Annotated in this window: 16 protein-coding genes and 1 pseudogene; 12 read left to right on the forward strand and 5 right to left on the reverse strand. The window is 63.4% G+C overall.

The genetic code is table 11. From position 1 onward, the window contains the following. The 6 genes and pseudogenes from WBA38_RS07515 to WBA38_RS07540 form a co-directional block, all read left to right on the forward strand. The coding region (locus WBA38_RS07515) for a heavy metal translocating P-type ATPase (RefSeq protein WP_424322415.1) at positions 1-834 on the forward strand (834 nt) is incomplete at its 5' end. Next, positions 831-1,385 (forward strand): signal peptidase II, encoded by a 555-nt coding sequence (lspA, locus tag WBA38_RS07520; RefSeq protein ID WP_077350329.1) that lies wholly within the window; start codon positions 831-833, stop codon positions 1,383-1,385. The genes WBA38_RS07515 and lspA, both read left to right, overlap by 4 nt. Next, positions 1,382-1,708 (forward strand): hypothetical protein, encoded by a 327-nt coding sequence (locus tag WBA38_RS07525; RefSeq protein ID WP_077350327.1) that lies wholly within the window; start codon positions 1,382-1,384, stop codon positions 1,706-1,708. Before lspA ends, WBA38_RS07525 begins: the two co-directional genes overlap by 4 nt. A gap of 18 nt (positions 1,709-1,726) precedes the next feature. Continuing rightward, positions 1,727-2,509, forward strand: a pseudogene (locus WBA38_RS07530) (LLM class flavin-dependent oxidoreductase); the annotation flags it as partial. A gap of 313 nt (positions 2,510-2,822) precedes the next feature. After that, the gene (locus WBA38_RS07535) at positions 2,823-3,023 is read left to right on the forward strand and encodes a hypothetical protein (protein ID WP_424322416.1); all 201 of its coding nucleotides are present in this window, start codon (positions 2,823-2,825) and stop codon (positions 3,021-3,023) included. Positions 3,024-3,658: 635 nt separating this feature from the next. Beyond that, positions 3,659-5,053 carry a DUF222 domain-containing protein gene (locus WBA38_RS07540; RefSeq protein ID WP_424322417.1) on the forward strand — a complete coding sequence of 465 codons (1,395 nt, stop codon included), beginning with the start codon at positions 3,659-3,661 and terminating at the stop codon, positions 5,051-5,053. Between the two features lie 56 nt (positions 5,054-5,109). Here WBA38_RS07540 and WBA38_RS07545 read toward each other — a convergent pair whose 3' ends face one another. Both WBA38_RS07545 and WBA38_RS07550 read right to left on the reverse strand, forming a co-directional pair. Next, positions 5,110-6,318, reverse strand: a complete 1,209-nt coding sequence (locus WBA38_RS07545; RefSeq protein ID WP_424322439.1) for an acetyl-CoA C-acetyltransferase — start codon at positions 6,316-6,318, stop codon at positions 5,110-5,112. A gap of 47 nt (positions 6,319-6,365) precedes the next feature. Continuing rightward, positions 6,366-6,965 carry a TetR/AcrR family transcriptional regulator gene (locus WBA38_RS07550; RefSeq protein WP_424293577.1) on the reverse strand — a complete coding sequence of 200 codons (600 nt, stop codon included), beginning with the start codon at positions 6,963-6,965 and terminating at the stop codon, positions 6,366-6,368. 143 nt (positions 6,966-7,108) lie between these two features. On the opposite strand from WBA38_RS07550, the gene WBA38_RS07555 reads away from it, so the two are divergent. From WBA38_RS07555 to WBA38_RS07580, 6 genes are read left to right on the forward strand one after another with little or no spacing between them, the layout of a single operon-like run. Continuing rightward, on the forward strand, positions 7,109-8,623 hold the full coding sequence (locus WBA38_RS07555) for a class I adenylate-forming enzyme family protein (protein WP_424293578.1): 1,515 nt from the start codon (positions 7,109-7,111) through the stop codon (positions 8,621-8,623). A gap of 39 nt (positions 8,624-8,662) precedes the next feature. Continuing rightward, on the forward strand, positions 8,663-9,430 hold the full coding sequence (locus tag WBA38_RS07560; protein ID WP_424293579.1) for a crotonase/enoyl-CoA hydratase family protein: 768 nt from the start codon (positions 8,663-8,665) through the stop codon (positions 9,428-9,430). Positions 9,431-9,474: 44 nt separating this feature from the next. After that, a complete protein-coding gene (locus tag WBA38_RS07565; protein ID WP_424293580.1) occupies positions 9,475-10,017 on the forward strand; it encodes a GNAT family N-acetyltransferase in 543 nt (180 codons plus the stop codon). A gap of 30 nt (positions 10,018-10,047) precedes the next feature. Beyond that, positions 10,048-11,019 (forward strand): esterase/lipase family protein, encoded by a 972-nt coding sequence (locus tag WBA38_RS07570; RefSeq protein WP_424322418.1) that lies wholly within the window; start codon positions 10,048-10,050, stop codon positions 11,017-11,019. A 3-nt stretch (positions 11,020-11,022) separates the two neighbouring features. Continuing rightward, positions 11,023-11,358, forward strand: a complete 336-nt coding sequence (locus WBA38_RS07575) for a 4a-hydroxytetrahydrobiopterin dehydratase (protein WP_424293582.1) — start codon at positions 11,023-11,025, stop codon at positions 11,356-11,358. Next, complete coding sequence (locus WBA38_RS07580) at positions 11,358-11,840, forward strand: NUDIX hydrolase (protein ID WP_424322419.1); 483 nt, start codon at positions 11,358-11,360, stop codon at positions 11,838-11,840. Before WBA38_RS07575 ends, WBA38_RS07580 begins: the two co-directional genes overlap by 1 nt. A gap of 10 nt (positions 11,841-11,850) precedes the next feature. Here the strand turns inward: WBA38_RS07580 and nuoN are convergent, their stop codons facing one another. From nuoN to nuoL, 3 genes are read right to left on the reverse strand one after another with little or no spacing between them, the layout of a single operon-like run. Then, complete coding sequence (nuoN, locus tag WBA38_RS07585; protein WP_424322420.1) at positions 11,851-13,542, reverse strand: NADH-quinone oxidoreductase subunit NuoN; 1,692 nt, start codon at positions 13,540-13,542, stop codon at positions 11,851-11,853. Then, positions 13,539-15,155, reverse strand: a complete 1,617-nt coding sequence (locus WBA38_RS07590; RefSeq protein ID WP_424293585.1) for an NADH-quinone oxidoreductase subunit M — start codon at positions 15,153-15,155, stop codon at positions 13,539-13,541. The genes nuoN and WBA38_RS07590 overlap by 4 nt, the downstream gene beginning before the upstream one ends. Further along, a complete protein-coding gene (gene nuoL, locus WBA38_RS07595) occupies positions 15,152-17,074 on the reverse strand; it encodes an NADH-quinone oxidoreductase subunit L (RefSeq protein ID WP_424322421.1) in 1,923 nt (640 codons plus the stop codon). The genes WBA38_RS07590 and nuoL overlap by 4 nt, the downstream gene beginning before the upstream one ends. Positions 17,075-17,078: the final 4 nt, after the last annotated feature.

The following is a 17,078-nucleotide window of genomic DNA, read 5'->3' on the forward strand; positions in this document are numbered from 1 at the left end:
GCCGAGGAGCAGGCGCTGGCTTGGGCGGCGGCTCTGGAGCAGCACAGCACGCATCCCCTTGCGGCGGCGATCACCGCTGCAGCCCCGGGTGTTCCCGTGGCCGCGGATGTGACCGAGCAGGCCGGGCACGGCATCGAGGGAACCCTCGACGGTGCGCGGATCACGGTCGGCAGCCCGCGCTGGCTCGACGCCGGGACGCTCGGCGAGCAGGTTGCTGGGCTGGAGGAGCAGGGCATGACGGTCGTGATCGTGCACCGCGACGGCACGCCGGTCGCCGCGATTGGCGTCCGCGACGAGCTGCGTCCCGAGGTCCCCGAGGTCGTCCGCACCCTCGCCGCACAGGGCATCGGGGTCACCATGCTCACCGGCGACAATGCTCGCACCGCCCGCGCCCTCGCCGCCCAAGCCGGGATCGGCGACGTGCGTGCCGAGCTGCGCCCGGAGGACAAGGCCGCCGCGATCGCAGAACTCGGCGAGAAGGGGGCTGTGGCGATGATCGGCGACGGCATCAACGACGCTCCCGCCCTCGCCGCTGCCGACATCGGCATCGCGATGGGCGCGACCGGCTCGGATGCCGCGATTGAGTCCGCCGACGTCGCGTTCACCGGCCACGACCTGCGCCTGCTGCCGCGTGCGTTCGACCACGCCCGCCGCGGACGGCACATCATCAACCAGAACATCATCCTTTCGCTGCTGATCATCACCGCCCTGCTCCCGCTCGCCCTCTTCGGCGTCCTGGGGCTCGCGGCCGTGGTGCTCGTGCACGAGATCGCCGAGGTCGTCGTGATCCTCAACGGCCTGCGGGCTGCCCGGACCCGGAAGAGCGCCGCGTGACTGCGCAGGACGCCGTTGTCGTCGAGTCGACGGGCGGGGCATCCACGAGGAGCAGGCAGGCGCTCGTCGTCGCCCTCGTCGTCGCGGCGCTCGCTCTGGCGATCGATCAAGGCTCGAAGGTCCTCGCCGCGGCGCAGCTGACCCAGGGCGAGCGGATCCCGCTGGTCGGCGACCTGTTCGGGCTGTCGCTGGTCTACAACCCCGGAGCCGCGTTCTCGATCGGTTCCGGGGCCACCTGGATCTTCACGATCAGCGGCCTCCTCGCCGCCGTGGCGGTGGTCGTGTTTGCCGCACGGATGCGCGGGGCGCGGTGGGGCGTCGCGCTGGGGCTGGTCCTCGGCGGCGCGGTCGGCAACCTCGTCGACCGGCTCGTGAACTCGCCCGCGTTCGGGCAGGGGCACGTCACGGACTTCCTCGCCTACGGCGACCTGTTCGTCGGGAACGTCGCCGACGTCTTCGTCGTCGCCGGTGTCGGCCTGGTATGTCTGAACCTCCTCACGCAGACCCCTCGCACGACAGCTGAGGGTGAACGAACGGAAGAAGCTTCATGAAGGTGGAACTGCTGCACATCGCCGACTGCCCGAACACGGGAATCGCCGAAGCCAACGCACGGGCAGCGCTGGACGCTCTCGGACTCGGGGCCGTGCCTGTCGAGCTGGTGACGATCGGGACCGAGGCCGAAGCGGCGAACACTGGGTTCGGAGGCTCGCCTACGATTCTCGTCGACGGCATCGACCTGTTCCCGACAACACTCGTTCACTCACTGGCGTGCCGTGTCTATGTGGCTGAGAACGGTTTCGCCGGCGCACCGGCGGCAACACAGATCGATGAGGCGTTGCGCGACCGCATGCAAGGCGGCGAGAGCGACCGATAAGGCGAGTGTTGCAACCGCGACATGCGCTATGAGAATCCGCTCTACACGGCCGAAGATGCCGGCGCTGCCGACCTCATCTCCGGCGGCCGACTCCAGTTGGGGATCTCGCGCGGCTCGCCCGAGCAAGTGCAAGAAGGCTACAAATACTTCGGGTACGCACCCGAAGAAGGCCATACGATCGCCGACATGGCGCGCAAGCGTGCGGATGTCTTCATGCGCGTGATCTCGGGAGAGAAGTTCGCCAAGCCCAACCCCAGTCCGATGTTCCCGAACCCGCCCGGCCCACTCCGCATCGAGCCGTACTCGCCCGGCTTGCGGGACCGCATCTGGTGGGGTGCGGCAACGCGCGCGACTGCTGAATGGACTGCACGCCAGGGCCTCAATCTCATGAGTTCGACCCTCCTCACCGAGGACACCGGCGTTCCGTTCCACCAGTTGCAGGCCGAACAGATCCAGCGTTTCCGCGATGAGTGGAAAGCTCACGGATTCGAGCGGGAGCCTCGGGTTTCGGTGAGCCGCAGCATCTTCCCGCTCATCGATGACACTGACCGACTCTATTTCGGTGCCCGTGGTCGTGACAGCGAGGACCAGATCGGTGTCATCGAAGGGGAAAGGTCCCGATTCGGCCGCAGCTACGCCGACGAGCCCGACAAACTCATCGAACAACTGCGGGGCGACGAAGCTATCGCCGCCGCAGACACGCTGCTGTTGACGGTGCCGAACCAGTTGGGCGTCGACTACAACGCCCACGTCATCGAATCGGTTCTGACTCACGTGGCACCGGCGTTGGGCTGGCGGTGATCGGCAACTTGGATGAGTGCACTACTCGATTCGAACCGCGACCTCGTCCGACCTCGCTGCAGCAGCGCACACACTTGCGCTGGCCTTTGACCAGTACCCGTGGACACGGCGGTCGATCCCGACGGACCACTACGCCGCGCGCCTTGCGGACCTGCAACGAATCTATCTGGAGCACGGACTTGCCCATGGCCTTGTTCTGGTAGATGACGAAGTATAAGGCGTCGGAGCATTCTTGCCGCTCAATGCTCCGGACCCGCCCGAGGCTGCACGGGCCCGCATTGCTGAATTGCATGGCGACCGGCTCAGTCGCCTTATGAGTGCAGAACTCCCTTTCCCGCCCTCAAACGCATGGATGCTCGCCACACTCGGTGTTCGGCCCAGCGCGGGCAGAAACGGCCTCGGTTCAGCGATCATCAAGACCGGGCTTCGCGAGATCAGCGGCATGGGTTCGGTGGTCGCATTAGAGACGTCTGACGAGTCGGCAACAACGCGGACGAGGGAACTCGACAGCTGATCCTTAAGGTCGTTTCGGTCCACATCGGCGTGGGCAGCCGGCGCACTTGCGAACACCAATGCGAGGCACGCGGTGAACACCGCGACGACCTTAAGAACACGAGACTGCACGACACTTCCCCTGTGAAACAGATTGCCGCCGAATAGATTCGACGAACTGGCTGTCCGAATATGGCGAATTGGTCGAAATCATCGTGGCTGGGGTAGGTCGCTTGAACGACGGCCAGGTGTTGCCTGTGCTGGCAGCGTCGATGGTGAGCGGGGCGATCGACGAAAATTCGAATCGAACACTTGTGCTAATTGAATCTCCGGAGTAACGTAGATCACATCAACTACTCGACTTTGTTCGAGTGGTTGGTGTTCTTTGAAAACTTAAAAGCGCGTCGCGGCACACGGCGACACCAACTGCTTCCACGGCACTGCCGAGGAAGTACGGGTGAGTGTTGCGACGGCAATGGGTGGTACCGCTGGCCCGGCGGCATGGGGTTGTCGGGCGCGGTTACTGCCTGCTTGACGGCCCTGTTGGTGGGGTCAAAATTGCTGCCGCGCTGGCTTGGTGGTTTCCGGTGATCCGGGGGGCTCGGGCGGGTGCGGTGGGTGGCTGAATACTTCGTTTCTTGAAAGATGGGGAATGTCATGAGCGTTTCTGAAGTGGTCAGGGAGTTCGCCGATCGGCTTTCCGATGACCTCTCCGGGGTGGAAGAGCAGGCGGGTGGTGGGTCGTTGGCGGGGTTGCTCGCCAACGCTTCGCCTGCCGGGGTCGACGACGGTGAAGTCCTCGCGGTGTTGGTCGAGGGGGTGCGGTTGCTGAATGTGGCGAACACGCTGCTCGCGCAGACGGTGCAAAGTGCGGTGCGGGTTGGGGTTCCGATGCGAAAGCGTTTGAAGACCGGGGCTGATCTGCTGTTGGGGTTGGGGGTTCCGCCGGCGGTCGCGTATTGGCTGGCGCGCGTGGGGAAGTCGTTTGAGTCGGTGGAAGCCCTGTCCGGGTTGGCTTCGCAGGCTCGGGTTGGTGGGGTGCCGATCGAGCACGCTGATGCGGTGGGGGAAGGGCTCACCTTTGTGGGGAAGCGGGTTGAGCTCGACACTGAGGCTGAGGCGCAGGTGGCGCGCAGGCTGATCGTGCAGGAGCGGCCGGGGGACGTTAGGAATCGGGCGCGGGAGATCGCGATCGAGCTGGCGCCGGACGCGGAGGAGTTGGATCCGGAGGCGGTTCCGGTGGCTGAGGACGCTGAGCTCAATGAGATGAGTGTGGTGGTCGGGGCTGATGGTCGTACCAGTGTGGCGCTGGATGTGGATGTGGTGTTGGGGGAGGAACTGCTGCAGGCTCTCGATCCGCTGTGTCGGCCAGTGTTGGCACCGGATGGGGGTCGGGATCCGCGGAATGTGGGGCAGCGTCGGGCTGATGCGTTCGGGCAGATTGTGCGGACGTATCTGTCTGGTAGTGAGCGGCCGACGAATGGTGGGGTGTTGCCGCACGTGAGCCTTTTGGTTCCGGTGGTGGCCGAATCTGGTTCGGGGAGTGCAGGTTCGGGCTCGGTCCCAGGTGCTGGTGGTTCTGTTGGCTCGGGTCGGGTGGCGTCGCTTGGGTTTACTGGGCCGGTGTCGGACCTGACCGTCGGGTTGGTTTTGTGTGATTCGGCGTTACGTCGGATTGGCGTTGATGGTGAGGGTGCGGTGTTGGACGTGGGGCGTGAGCATCGGACGGTGACGGTCCCGATTCGCAAAGCGTTGGAGGCCCGTGATCGGGGGTGTGCGGCGCCGGGGTGTGGGCGCCCGGTTGGTTGGACTGATGCGCACCATATTGTTCCGTGGTCGCAGGGCGGGGCGACGAGTGTTGAGAATTCGGTGTTGTTGTGCCGGATGCACCACACGATGGTTCACCACGGAGGCTGGGAAGTGTTCATGGGCCACGACCATCACCCGTGGTTTCGGGTGCCGGCCGATCCGGCTCGGCCGGGCGAGAAGGTTCGGGTGGTGCGTTCGCACGCTAGGCGCACGATGACGATCGCCAACGACGCCGCGGCCTGAGGCATTGCAGTGTAACCGGGGTGCTGCAAGGGTGGGAAAGGTGAAGAGGCTCGGAGCTAAACCCGTTCGATGATCGCGGCCAAGCCCTGGCCGCCGCCGATGCACATGGTCGCGAGGCCGTACAGGGCGTCGCGTCGCTGCAGCTCCCGGGCCAGTGTCCCGATCATGCGAGTGCCTGTCGCACCAACGGGATGTCCGAGGGAGATGCCCGAGCCGTGAACGTTGATACGGGCGAAATCGTCTGCGACCAAACCCCATTCCCGTGTGCAGGCGAGAGCCTGCGCGGCGAAGGCCTCATTGAGCTCGATGACATCCATGTCCTCCAACGACAACCCAGCGCGCGCTAGTGCTGCATTGCTGGCAGGGACGGGGCCAATGCCCATGTAGGCCGGATCGACGCCAGCCACAGCCCACGACACCAGCTTCGCGATCGGCCGCAAACCCACGCGTTCGGCGTACTCCGGATGGGTCACGAAGCAGACAGCGGCGGCATCATTCTGTCCACTCGCATTGCCCGCAGTGACCGTTGCTTCAGGGTCGGACGCGCCGAGCATCGGCCGCAGGCGAGATAGGCTCTCCATAGTTGTGTCCGCACGGGGATGCTCGTCAGAATCAACGACAATGTTGCCCTTCTTGGAGCGGACGGTCACCGGCACAATCTCCTCGGCAAACACGCCCGAGTGCTGCGCAGCAACAGCGCGATGGTGCGACTCCACTGCCAACTCGTCTTGCTCGATTCGGGAAATCGAGTACTGGCGTCGGAGGTTTTCGGCAGTCTCGATCATCCCGCCAGGCACCGGATAATTCCGACCGCCCGCCGTAACCCGCCCGCGCGCCAAACCATCGTGCAACATCACGCCGGGACCACGTACACCCCACCGCATATCGGTGCTGTAGAAAGGCACATTGCTCATCGACTCGGCACCGCCAGCGACCGCAATGTCGTTGACGCCGCTGGCCACTTGCATTCCAGCCATGACCACCGAATACAAGCCCGACCCGCACCGACGATCCACCTGCGCGCCAGGCACGGTCACCGGCAGACCAGCGTCGAGCGCGACGACGCGACCGATCGCCGGAGCCTCGCTGGTCGGATACACGTGCCCGAGAATCACATCGTCAATCGAGGCCGGTGCAACCCCGGTTCGATCGAGGAGGCCTCGCAATGCAATCTCGCCGAGTTCAGCGGCCGAGAGTGTTTTCAACGCACCGCCGTATCGACCGATCGGGGTACGGACCGGCTCGCAAATAACGACGTCCCTCATGGCTGACGCAGTGCTCATGACAAACACTGTGCCACCGCAAGGGGCAACTAAGAGGACTGTTGCCCCGAAGAGAACGCCGCCAGCCACGTCGCGAGAACCTGCTTCTCCCGATCGGGTCGGTCGCGCAACACCGCGCCAATGGCTAAGCCGCGAAGCAAACTGAGCAGTCCATCGAGGAAAATCAGATAGTGCTCGCCGTCGATATCGCCGTCAACGCTGAGTCGATCGACAAACGGTGCCAGCGAGTCATGCAGGTCGCGGAACAGTCGGTGCGCGCCGGGCTGCAAAGCTTCCCGGAGCGCAGGTTCTGTGCGTGCCGCCATCCACAGTTGTAGGCCAGCCACGAAGGTCGGCCGTCGCGTGATCTCATGAACGATATCGACCGCTTGCTCCGCTGAGGTGTTTGGACCAACCGCGCCGCGAATCTCCTCGCCCTGGTTCTCGGCGATGAAATCAATTGCGGCAACAGCGATTTCGGTCATCGAACCGAAGTGGTGGGTGAGCGCGCCGCGGCTAACTCCCGCAGCCGTCTGCACCCGCTGCATGGTCATTCCGGCATATCCGAACTCCACCAAAACCTCCACGGCTCCGGACAGGATCTGGTCGCGGGTGCGGACTGCACGTTCTTGACGAGGCTGAATGCTCACAGAGCAATCTTGGCAGGAGTTGGGCAATCTTGGCGGGAGGTGGGCAGCCTTGGCAGAGGAAGGGTCTTGACAGAAACTAAAACAGACTGAATGATCTGTTTTAAGAATCGGGCATCACGAACTGCAACACAAAGGAGCCAGCCATGGTCATGGCAGCTACGCACATTCGACGCGGCGCCCTGGCGCACGCCGACCGCACTGCCGTGTACTTCGGCGACGACACTCTCACGTTCCGTGAAGTGAACGACCGCGCCAACCTCATCGCACACCGACTGATCGAAGCGGGAATCGCCAAGGGCACCCATGTCGCGCTCTTGGTCAACAATGGACTGCACTCTCTGCCCGTTGATTTTGCCGCCATCAAGTCCGGTGTCGTACGCGTCCCGCTGAACGCACGACTGTCGCTCGATGAACACGCCGCCATGTTGGAAGGGTCCAAAGCGACTGTCGTCGTTGCTGATTCGACCCTGGCCGACCGCGCTGCCGAACTGGCCACCAGGATTCCTGAACTGCGGGTGTTCCGCGTCGGAACGAGTGACCCCGCTGACCTCTTGTCGCCGTCGTCGGACCCGATAGGTGAGCCGGACGTGGCTCTGACGCCTGATGATCCGACGCTCATGCTCTACACGTCTGGGACCACAGGCAAGCTCAAAGCGGTCGTGCACACGCAGGCGTCATACGGAGCAATCTGCTCCAATATCCTTGGCAATTTGCTTAATCCGCAACCTGATTCGGTGATGCTGCATGCTGCGTCGCTGATCCATGCCAGCGGAACGTTTGTCCTGCCGTACTGGATCCGCGGCGGTGCGTCCGCCATCCTCCCCGGATTTGAGCCAACGGGATTCGTCGACGCAATCAGCCGCTACCGAGTCACCGAAACCAACCTGGTCCCGACGATGTTCGCAATGCTCCTCAACACGGGAGTCCTCAACGGTGCCGATCTGTCATCGATGAGGAAGGTCATCTACGGTGCCAGCCCGATGCCAGCGCCCGTCTTGGAACGGTCGATCGAAGCGTTTGGTCCGATCCTCGCGCAGTACTACGGGCAGACTGAATCCCCGCTGGTTATCGCGAGCCTGGACGAATTTGCGCATGCAGACCGCACGCTGTGGGGCGCATGTGGAATGCCAGCCAACGATGTGGACCTGAAGCTCATCGACGAGGACGGTCATGAGGTGCCGCAGGGGGAGATCGGCGAAATTACGTTGAAGGCACCCTTTCAGATGGCGGGCTATTTTGACGCGGACGAACTCAATGCCGAGACGATCACCGCCGACGGTTGGCTACGCACACGCGATTTGGCCCGATTCGACGATCGCGGCTATCTGTTCCTCGTTGACCGCACCAGCGACATGATCATCTCCGGCGGCTACAACGTGTACCCGCGCGAAGTGGAGGATGCGCTCGCTTCGCACCCGGCGGTCGCCGAATGTGCAGTTGTCGGCGCACCCGACGACACGTGGGTCGAGGCAGTGACCGCCTTCGTCGTACGAAAGCCGGGTGTCGATGTCACCGAAGCCGACTTGATTGCACACGTTCGTTCGCAGATCGCTGCGCACAAGGCACCGAAATCCGTGATGTTCATAGACGCCATTCCGAAGTCTGCGGTCGGCAAAATCTTGCGCCGAGCCCTGCGCGAGCCGCTGTGGAACAAGTAGCGGCAACCAATGGCAACTGGAAACGGGGAGGCTCGAAATATGAAAGATATCCGAGTTGAGCGCGACGGCGACGTCACGATCATCATCATGGCGCGACCCGACCGCCACAATGCGGTCGACGGGATCATGTCACGTGAACTGGCCGAGGCCTTCCGGGCGTTTGAAGACTCCGACTCACAGGTGGCAGTCTTGGCAGGCGACGGGCCGTCGTTCTGCGCGGGCGCCGACCTTAAAGCAGTCGGGACTGACCGGAGCAACCCGCTGAATCTGGAAGGCGACGGCCCAATGGGGCCGACCCGAATGGACTTGAGCAAGCCGGTCATCGCCGCAATCAATGGCCACGCAGTGGCGGGAGGCCTGGAACTCGCCATCTGGTGCGACCTCCGCGTCGCCGACGAAGATGCCACGCTCGGGGTGTTCTGTCGACGCTGGGGTGTACCGCTGATTGACGGTGGCACAGTCCGACTCCCACGCCTGATTGGGCACAGCCGTGCAATGGATCTCATCCTTACCGGCCGCCCCGTCGACGCCCCAGAAGCCTTGAGTTTTGGCCTCGTCAACCGAGTGGTCCCAGCAGGTACCGCACGTGATGTCGCAGTGGCATTGGCACACGAGATCGCGCGAATGCCCGCCGTCTGCATGCGCGGAGACCGTCGGTCGGCCAGGGCCCAATGGTCCGACACCGAAGAAGCGGCCCTGCGGCACGAGTTCGCGATTGGTATGACCTCGCTGCAAGTTGACGGCGTCGGAGGTGCAGGCCGATTTGCCTCCGGTAAAGGCCGCGGCGGATCATTCGACGACATCTAGCGTTGACGTTCCCGTATCGACCGCATGCAACGTAGGGTCGAGACATGTCTGACGCCACGATTTCGGAGAGGTTTGCCGCACCAACCCTCCGTGCGCTTGAACAATCCGATCTGCCGTTCATCCATGCGCTCTTCAACGATCCAGACGTGATGCGGTTCTGGTTTTCGCCAGCTCACCTGACCCTTGCCGATCTTGAGGATGCGCACACGGCGAACCACCATGACGACCGTGACCGACGATTTATCGTTGACTCCGCTGGTCGCAGAGTGGGGCTGGTCGAACTGGTGAATATCGATCTGTTGCACCGGCATTGTGAATTCCAGATCATCATTGCGCCGGGTGAGCAGGGACGCGGTTTCGCGGGAACCGCAACCCGAGCAGCACTCGACTTTGCTTTCCGCTCGCTCAACCTGCACAAGGTGTACTTGCTCGTCGATAACGACAATCCGTCGGCCATCCACGTGTACGGCAAGGCCGGATTTGGTGTGGAAGGGGTGCTCAAGGAGGAGTACTTCGCCGATGGTGCCTACCGAGACGTGACCCGCATGGCGATCTTCCAAGCCGACCACCTCGCCGCCACCAACTGAGCAGCAAACGCCCGAAGAAGTAGCGAAGCAATGAGGACCGGCCGCGCGATCAACGTCCTGATCTCCGCTGTAGTGACAGTCGTCGTTGCCGGGCTGCTGGCGACCCCGGTGGCAGCGGCTCCGGGGGCACCGAACAAGCTGCCGGTCACCTACAACTTCCTCGACGGTATTCGCGCTGAACTGTCGAACCCCGGCGGATCCCTTCCCGGAACCAACGACTTGACCTGCCGCCCCACACGGCAGCATCCGCACCCGGTAGTTCTGCTGCACGGCAGCGGTGGCGGTCGCCAAACCAACTGGGTAACCCTCGCCGCAGTCCTCAAGAACGAGGGCTACTGTGTCTTCGCGCCCACCTACGGTGCCCTGTCGTCGGTCTGGCCCGCGTCGGCCCTGGGCGGTCTAGGCCCCAAGACAGACAGCGCCTGGGATGTGAAGACGTTTATCGATCGCGTCCTGGCAGCGACCCGTACCGACAAAGTCGACATTGTCGGTCACTCCCTCGGCACCGAGATTCCAACCTATTGGATGAAGTATTTGGGTGGCCGAGGCCATGTGGCGCACTACGTGTCGCTCGCACCCTACTGGCGGCAAGGACCGGATGACGACGATGCCCGCGGCGAAGCGGTCACCGAATTTAGAAAAAGTCTCGGAATCCTGGAGCCAACTCGACCGGCCTGCCCCGCGTGTTCGACGCCGCCTGCCGATCTCAACTTCAACCGCGCGGTCCGTGAACCGACGCCCTACCTGCCAGGCGTCGCTTACACCAACATCGTGACCCGCCACGACGAGATCGTGACCCCGTACAGCGTTGGCTTGCTCGACGGGCCACCTGGCACCCAAGTCCGTAACATTGTGGTGCAGGACGGTTGTGCACGTGATCACTCCGATCACATGTCCATCACTTCCAACCGCCGCAGTGCCGCACTGGTCCTGAATGCGCTCGACCCCGCGCATCCGCGCCGCGTCCCGTGCGTCGCTGTGGAACCGTTCACCGGAGGTTAGCTCATGGAACAACACAATCCAGATCCCCATCTGCCCGCCCGACTCACCGAGGCTGAGGCAATGGCACAAACCTCGGAAGCCTGGGCCGTCGTCGATGGGGAACTCGTGGCGAGTTTCTGGCCCGGCACCATGGTCAGCGGGCTCGACCTGGTCACCGCCGTGGTCGCCGCAGCCGAAGCGTCCGGGCATCATCCCGACATCGACCTTCGCTACTCCACGGTCGCCTTCCGAATCGTCACCCACAGTGCCGGACAATTGACGGAGCTCGACGTCGCGCTCGCACAATGGATCGACGAGATCGCCGCAGCGCAGGGTGTAGTCGCGGTGCCGCGCGACTGATGCCGACACCCGAATACGTCCTTAAGCTCCGCGAGCACATCGGTCACGAGCCACTGGTCTTGATCGGTGTCACCGCGGTGATCCTGCGCGAGTCGCCGGCGGGCATAGCAGTTCTCCTCGGAACGCGGTCCGACGACGGTGCGTTGACGCCGATCACCGGGATCGTTGATCCAGGGGAGGAGCCCGCGCTCGCCGCACGCCGGGAGGCGATGGAAGAGGCGGGCGTCGAGATTGCGGTGGAGCGACTCGCGTGGGTCCACCAACTGCCGCGAAAGACACACGTCAACGGCGACCAAGTGGACTACTTCGACCTCACGTTCCGATGCCGCTGGATCTCCGGAGACCCACACCCGGCCGACGGTGAGATGACAGCGGTCGGCTGGCACGATCTCGACGACCTCGCGGCTGTGGCATCCGACGACCTGCGTGAACGAATCCGCCTCGCGGCCACCGGGTCCGGCGACACGCTATTCCATGGCTAGCTGCCGGTTCTTATCGTAGAAATACCGACGCGGAGTCGGCGATGTCGAGCAGCCACTGCGGGAAAATGCCGAGGACCAGTGTGATGGCCGCAGATACTGCGATCGGCACGGTGGTCAGCAGACTCGGCACCACCACATCCGGCACAGTGTTCTCGCTGCCCGCTTCGGAGTCGGTAAAGAACATCGCCACAATGACGCGAATGTAGAAGTACGCGGCGATGGCGCTGCACACCACACCAACGATCACCAGAGCCCACGCACCGTCGTGGCCCGCCGCGCTGAACGTCGCGAACTTGGCGATGAAGCCGCTGGTGAGTGGAATGCCCGCGAATGACAGCAAGAACAGCGACATCATCGCGCCGACCAGTGGGCGGCGCCGCCCGATGCCAGCCCATGACGCAAGGTCGGTCGCTTCGCGCCCGGTGGAATCGCGCACCACCGACAGCAAGGCGAAGGCACCGAAGGCGGAGATCGCATAGGCCGCGACATAGAAGAGGGTGCTGGAGACCCCAGCGCGCGAAATGGTGATGGCACCGACTAGCGCGAAGCCGACATGACTGACGGACGAATACGCGAGCATGCGCTTGATGTCGTTCTGCGTCACCGCCATCAGCGTCGCGATCACCATTGTCGCGATCGTGATGACCCACAGTGCCGGTCGCCAATCTTGTTGCAATGCAGGGAAACCGACATGGAATACGCGCAAGAGTGCACCGAACGCGGCGACCTTGGTGGCAGAGGCCATCAGAGCCGTCACCGGAGTTGGCGCGCCCTGATACACGTCGGGCACCCACGACCCGAAGGGCACCGCACCGACCTTGAATAACAGGCCAACGGCGATCAAAGCGAGTGCCATGAGCGCCAGCGTGCGATCAGTGGCGGGCTCGAGGCTACTGCCGATCAGCGCCCGCCCAATCTCGGACAGTGACAGTGACCCGGTCGCGCCGTAAGCAAAGGACGCACCGAAAACAAAGATCGCCGACGAGAATGCTCCCAGGAGGAAGTACTTCAGCGACGCTTCCTGCGAGAGCAAGCGGCGTCGTCGCGCCAGGCCGCACATCACGTACAGGGGAAGTGACAGCACTTCTAGTGCGATAAACATCGTAAGGAGATCGCCGCACGCACCGAACAGCATCATGCCGCCGATCGCGATCAATGCCAGGGGATACACCTCAGTGGTGATCGACCCCGCGCGACCGGCGAGCAACTCCTCGGGGGAGCCCGGCACGGTGGCGCCGGATGGGGTAAATGCGTCAGCGGGCAGATCAGCATCGTCGATCGCGCTGCCGCCGGAGTCGTCGTCCTGTCCTCCGCCGCCGCCGACCGAGATTCGCCGACCAGCCGCAGTTTGCACCTCAACTGGTGCCCACACGCGGTCCAGGTGCCGCTCGCCCATCAGGGCCACGGCACCCAGCGACACGACCAGTACCGCGCCCTGTAAGAACAGCGTTGGCCCGTCAATCACGACGGCACCGGACATTGCCTTCGACGGCCCATCGGACCGGTACGACGCGACCACGAACATCAGCGCGACAAAGGACGCGACGAGGCCACCGCAGGCTAGTGACAACTGGACGATGTACCGCGATGCGGCCGATGCGAACGCCTCGACGAGGACGGCAATCACGGCGACGCCAAACACGATCAGCATCGGGGACAGGCGGAAGTAGTCGATGCTGTGCGGGTCGAGGGCGAGGGTCATCGCGGTCCTTCCACGGAACTGTCGGCCGGGCCGATGGTGACGGAGCGTTCAACGGCTGGCGGCTGGTGCGAATGGTCGACAGCAGGATTGATGTAGTTGAGAGCCAACTGCGGGAAGATGCCCAACACCAGCAAGCCAACGATCAGCGGTGCAACGACGGCCTTTTGCCGGAGATTCAGATCGACGATCTGGGTATCGGAACCGGTGTCAACGGTCGCACTTTTGCGTACCGGACCACCCATCATGCGCTGGTATGTCCACAGGATGTACATCGCAGAGAGCACCAGTGCAGATGTCGCGATGATGGCAGCTACGGGATAGCGAGTGAAGGTGCCGATGATGACCAGGAACTCACTGACGAAGGGAGCTAGGCCAGGCAGCGACAGCGTCGCCATTCCCGCGACGAGGAAGGTGCCCGCCAGTATCGGGGCGAGCTTCTGGACGCCGCCATAGTCGGCGATTAGCGCGGTACCGCGCTGGGTCACCAGGAACCCGGCGATCAGGAATAGTGCGGCCGTGGATAGTCCGTGGTTGACCATGTACAGCGTCGAACCGGACTGACCCTGGCTGGTAAGGGCGAAAATACCCAGCACAATGAATCCGAAGTGCGAGATTGAGGTGTAGGCGATCAGGCGCATCACGTCGCGTTGCCCAACAGCACAGATCGCGCCGTAAACAATGCTGATGACCGCGAGCGTCGAGATCACTGGCGCGAAGGTCTCGGAAGCCTCCGGGAACAGTCCGATGCAGAAGCGCAGCATCGCGAACGTGCCGACCTTATCCATTACTGCCATCATCATCACGGCTGCAGCCGGGGTGGTTGAGACGGCGGCGTCGGGGAGCCACGTGTGCAGGGGCCACAGGGGTGCTTTGACCGCGAACGCGAACACGAATCCCAGGAAAATGATGTTCATCGTCGTCGACGAGGCGTCTAGCCCGCCGGTTCTCGCCGCAGCCTGCAGGGCGGTGAAACTAAAGGTGCCACCACCGTCGTTCCCGAGGTTTGACTGCGCGCTCACCACATACAACCCGATCACCGACGCCATCATGATGAGGCCACCGAACAGGTTGTACAGCAGGAATTTGAGCGCCGCCCGCGACCGGGCTTGCTCGGTCGCCGACCCAAAGCCGCCGATGAGGAAGTACATCGGGACCAGCATCGCTTCAAAGAAGATATAGAACAGCAGGACGTCGATGGCGACGAAACTCATCAGCACCATCGCCTCGACTGCCAGCATCAATGCCAAATACGTGTGAACCCGTCGCGGTGAGCCAGCATCGTCGGCCGTGCTGTCGGCATCGCGCCAGCCTGCGAGCAACAGGATCGGCGTCAGCACCACGGTCAGCAGAATGAGGGCGAGTCCGATCCCGTCGAGCGCCAGTGAATAGCGGGCACCGAACGCCGGAATCCAACTGACATCCTCGACAAGTTGGAACTTACCGTCACCGATGTCGAACTGCGTCGCCACCACAATCGACCACACCAGCGTGAGCAGTGCCGCACCTATCGCCACCTGCTTGGCGCTCACGGTGCGGCGAGCGGGCAGCAGCATCACCGCGATCGACGAGACGGCCGGAATGAGCCAGAGGACGGTGAGCCAGGGGATCGTCACAGGACACTCACCACCATCGTCAGTGCGGCCACCACGACAGTGCCCGCGAGAATTGAGAGCGCATAGGTACGGACGAAGCCGTTCTGCGCCTGGCGCGTCACTTGCGAAACTCCGGTGACGCCAGCACCGATTCCGGTGGGAACCACGCCGAATCCACGATCTTCGACGCCGACCAGTGCGGTCGTGAGCAGCTGGCCGGGACCGGCTACGACGCGCTCATTGAAGACGTCTCCGTAGAGGTCCTCACGCGCGGCGCGCGTCAATCCCGACACTCTTTCCGGCGGGCTTTCCGGTATCGGTGCTCGACCGTATTGCTGCCAGGCGATGGCGATTCCCACCGCGACCACCGCGAGTACGACCACGGTGACCGCCCACGACGGCAGCGGGCCACCGTGGTCCGGGGCCACCCCGACTACGGGGGATAGGAAGTCGCTGAGCGTGCCGCCAATGGCGAGGAGTCCGCCGGAGAATACCGAGCCGATGGCGAGCAGGATCATCGGCCAAGTCATCGATGCGGGTGACTCGTGCGGTTCGGCCGGGGTGTTGCCTGCAGCGTCGCTGGTCGCCCAACGCTTCTCGCCGAAGAACGTCATGATCATGACGCGCGTCATGTAGAAAGCGGTGATTCCCGCGCCGAGGATCGCGGCCCCGCCGAGTAGCCAACCGCGGAGCCCGCCAGCGCCAAGTGCCGCTTCGATGATGTGGTCTTTGGAGTAGAAGCCCGAAAACGGTGGAACACCGATAATCGCGAGGTAGGCAAGACCGAAGGTCACGAAGGTGACCGGCATGAACGCCCGTAGCCCACCGAGGCGCCGCATATCGGTTTCGTCGTTCATGGCATGCATCACCGAACCCGATCCGAGGAAGAGTCCGGCCTTGAAGAAGCCATGTGTCAGCAAGTGCATGATCGCCACCGCGTAACCCGCGGGACCGAGCCCGGCGGCAAGCACCATGTAGCCGATCTGGCTCATCGTCGAGGCGGCAAGCGCCTTCTTGATGTCGTCCTTGGCGCAACCGATGATGGCACCGAATAGGAGCGTTACCGCACCAATAACGACGACGCCCGTCTGCGCGTGCGGCGCAAGGTTAAACAGCGGGGCGGACCGAGTAATCAGGTAGACACCCGCTGTCACCATGGTGGCGGCGTGAATGAGAGCCGACACCGGTGTTGGGCCTTCCATCGCGTCGCCGAGCCAGGCCTGCAGCGGCACCTGTGCCGACTTGGCGCAGGCACCGAGAAGCAACATGAAGCAGATGGCCGTCAACGCGGCCTCGCTGGTGGTGCCGGCGGCACCGAAAACCCCGTTGAAGTCGACCGAGCCCATGGTGGCAAACATGATCGCAAGAGCGATGACCATGCCGATATCGCCGACGCGATTCATCACGAAGGCCTTTTTGGCTGCGGTGGCCGCGACCGGCTTGTGCTGCCAGAACCCAATCAGCAAGTACGACGCCAAGCCGACGCCTTCCCAGCCCAGATAGAGGCCGAGGTAAGAGTCGGCGAGCACCAAGATCAGCATCGCAGCTAGAAACAGATTCAGGTAGGCGAAGAATCGACGCCTCCCGGGATCGTGAGCCATGTACCCGAACGAGTACACATGGATCAGTGTGCCGACCACGGTGATCAGGAGGACAAAGCACATGGACAACTGGTCCAGGCGCAGGCCAGCGTCGACGCTGAAACTGCCGGTTTCGATCCAGCGGTAACTGCCGCTGGAAACGCCCCGCGCGGACTCGTCGCGCCCGATCATGCCGATCCACATGAGGATGCCGAGGATTGCCGAGCCACCGGCGAGGACGGTTGCCGCGATGTGGCCCCACCGATCGGTGCGCCGCCCGGCCACGAGCAGGAAGAGCGCCCCAAAGGCGGGTAGGCCCGGAATCAACCAGAGGAGCGTGCTGGTGAGGTCAGCATTCATACGG

This window comes from Gordonia sp. (in: high G+C Gram-positive bacteria) (assembly GCF_049647785.1).
Classification (GTDB): Bacteria; Actinomycetota; Actinomycetes; order Mycobacteriales; family Mycobacteriaceae; genus Gordonia.

Coding starts and splice junctions, on each gene's coding strand:
- WBA38_RS07580 (WP_424322419.1), top strand. CDS start 11,358: ATGCCGACACCCGAATACGTCCTTAAGCTCCGCGAGCACATCGGTCAC.
- WBA38_RS07545 (WP_424322439.1), bottom strand. CDS start 6,318: ATGAGGGACGTCGTTATTTGCGAGCCGGTCCGTACCCCGATCGGTCGA.
- WBA38_RS07560 (WP_424293579.1), top strand. CDS start 8,663: ATGAAAGATATCCGAGTTGAGCGCGACGGCGACGTCACGATCATCATC.
- nuoN (WP_424322420.1), bottom strand. CDS start 13,542: ATGACCCTCGCCCTCGACCCGCACAGCATCGACTACTTCCGCCTGTCC.
- WBA38_RS07575 (WP_424293582.1), top strand. CDS start 11,023: ATGGAACAACACAATCCAGATCCCCATCTGCCCGCCCGACTCACCGAG.
- WBA38_RS07525 (WP_077350327.1), top strand. CDS start 1,382: ATGAAGGTGGAACTGCTGCACATCGCCGACTGCCCGAACACGGGAATC.
- WBA38_RS07540 (WP_424322417.1), top strand. CDS start 3,659: ATGAGCGTTTCTGAAGTGGTCAGGGAGTTCGCCGATCGGCTTTCCGAT.
- WBA38_RS07555 (WP_424293578.1), top strand. CDS start 7,109: ATGGTCATGGCAGCTACGCACATTCGACGCGGCGCCCTGGCGCACGCC.
- WBA38_RS07570 (WP_424322418.1), top strand. CDS start 10,048: ATGAGGACCGGCCGCGCGATCAACGTCCTGATCTCCGCTGTAGTGACA.
- WBA38_RS07565 (WP_424293580.1), top strand. CDS start 9,475: ATGTCTGACGCCACGATTTCGGAGAGGTTTGCCGCACCAACCCTCCGT.
- WBA38_RS07535 (WP_424322416.1), top strand. CDS start 2,823: ATGAGTGCAGAACTCCCTTTCCCGCCCTCAAACGCATGGATGCTCGCC.
- nuoL (WP_424322421.1), bottom strand. CDS start 17,074: ATGAATGCTGACCTCACCAGCACGCTCCTCTGGTTGATTCCGGGCCTA.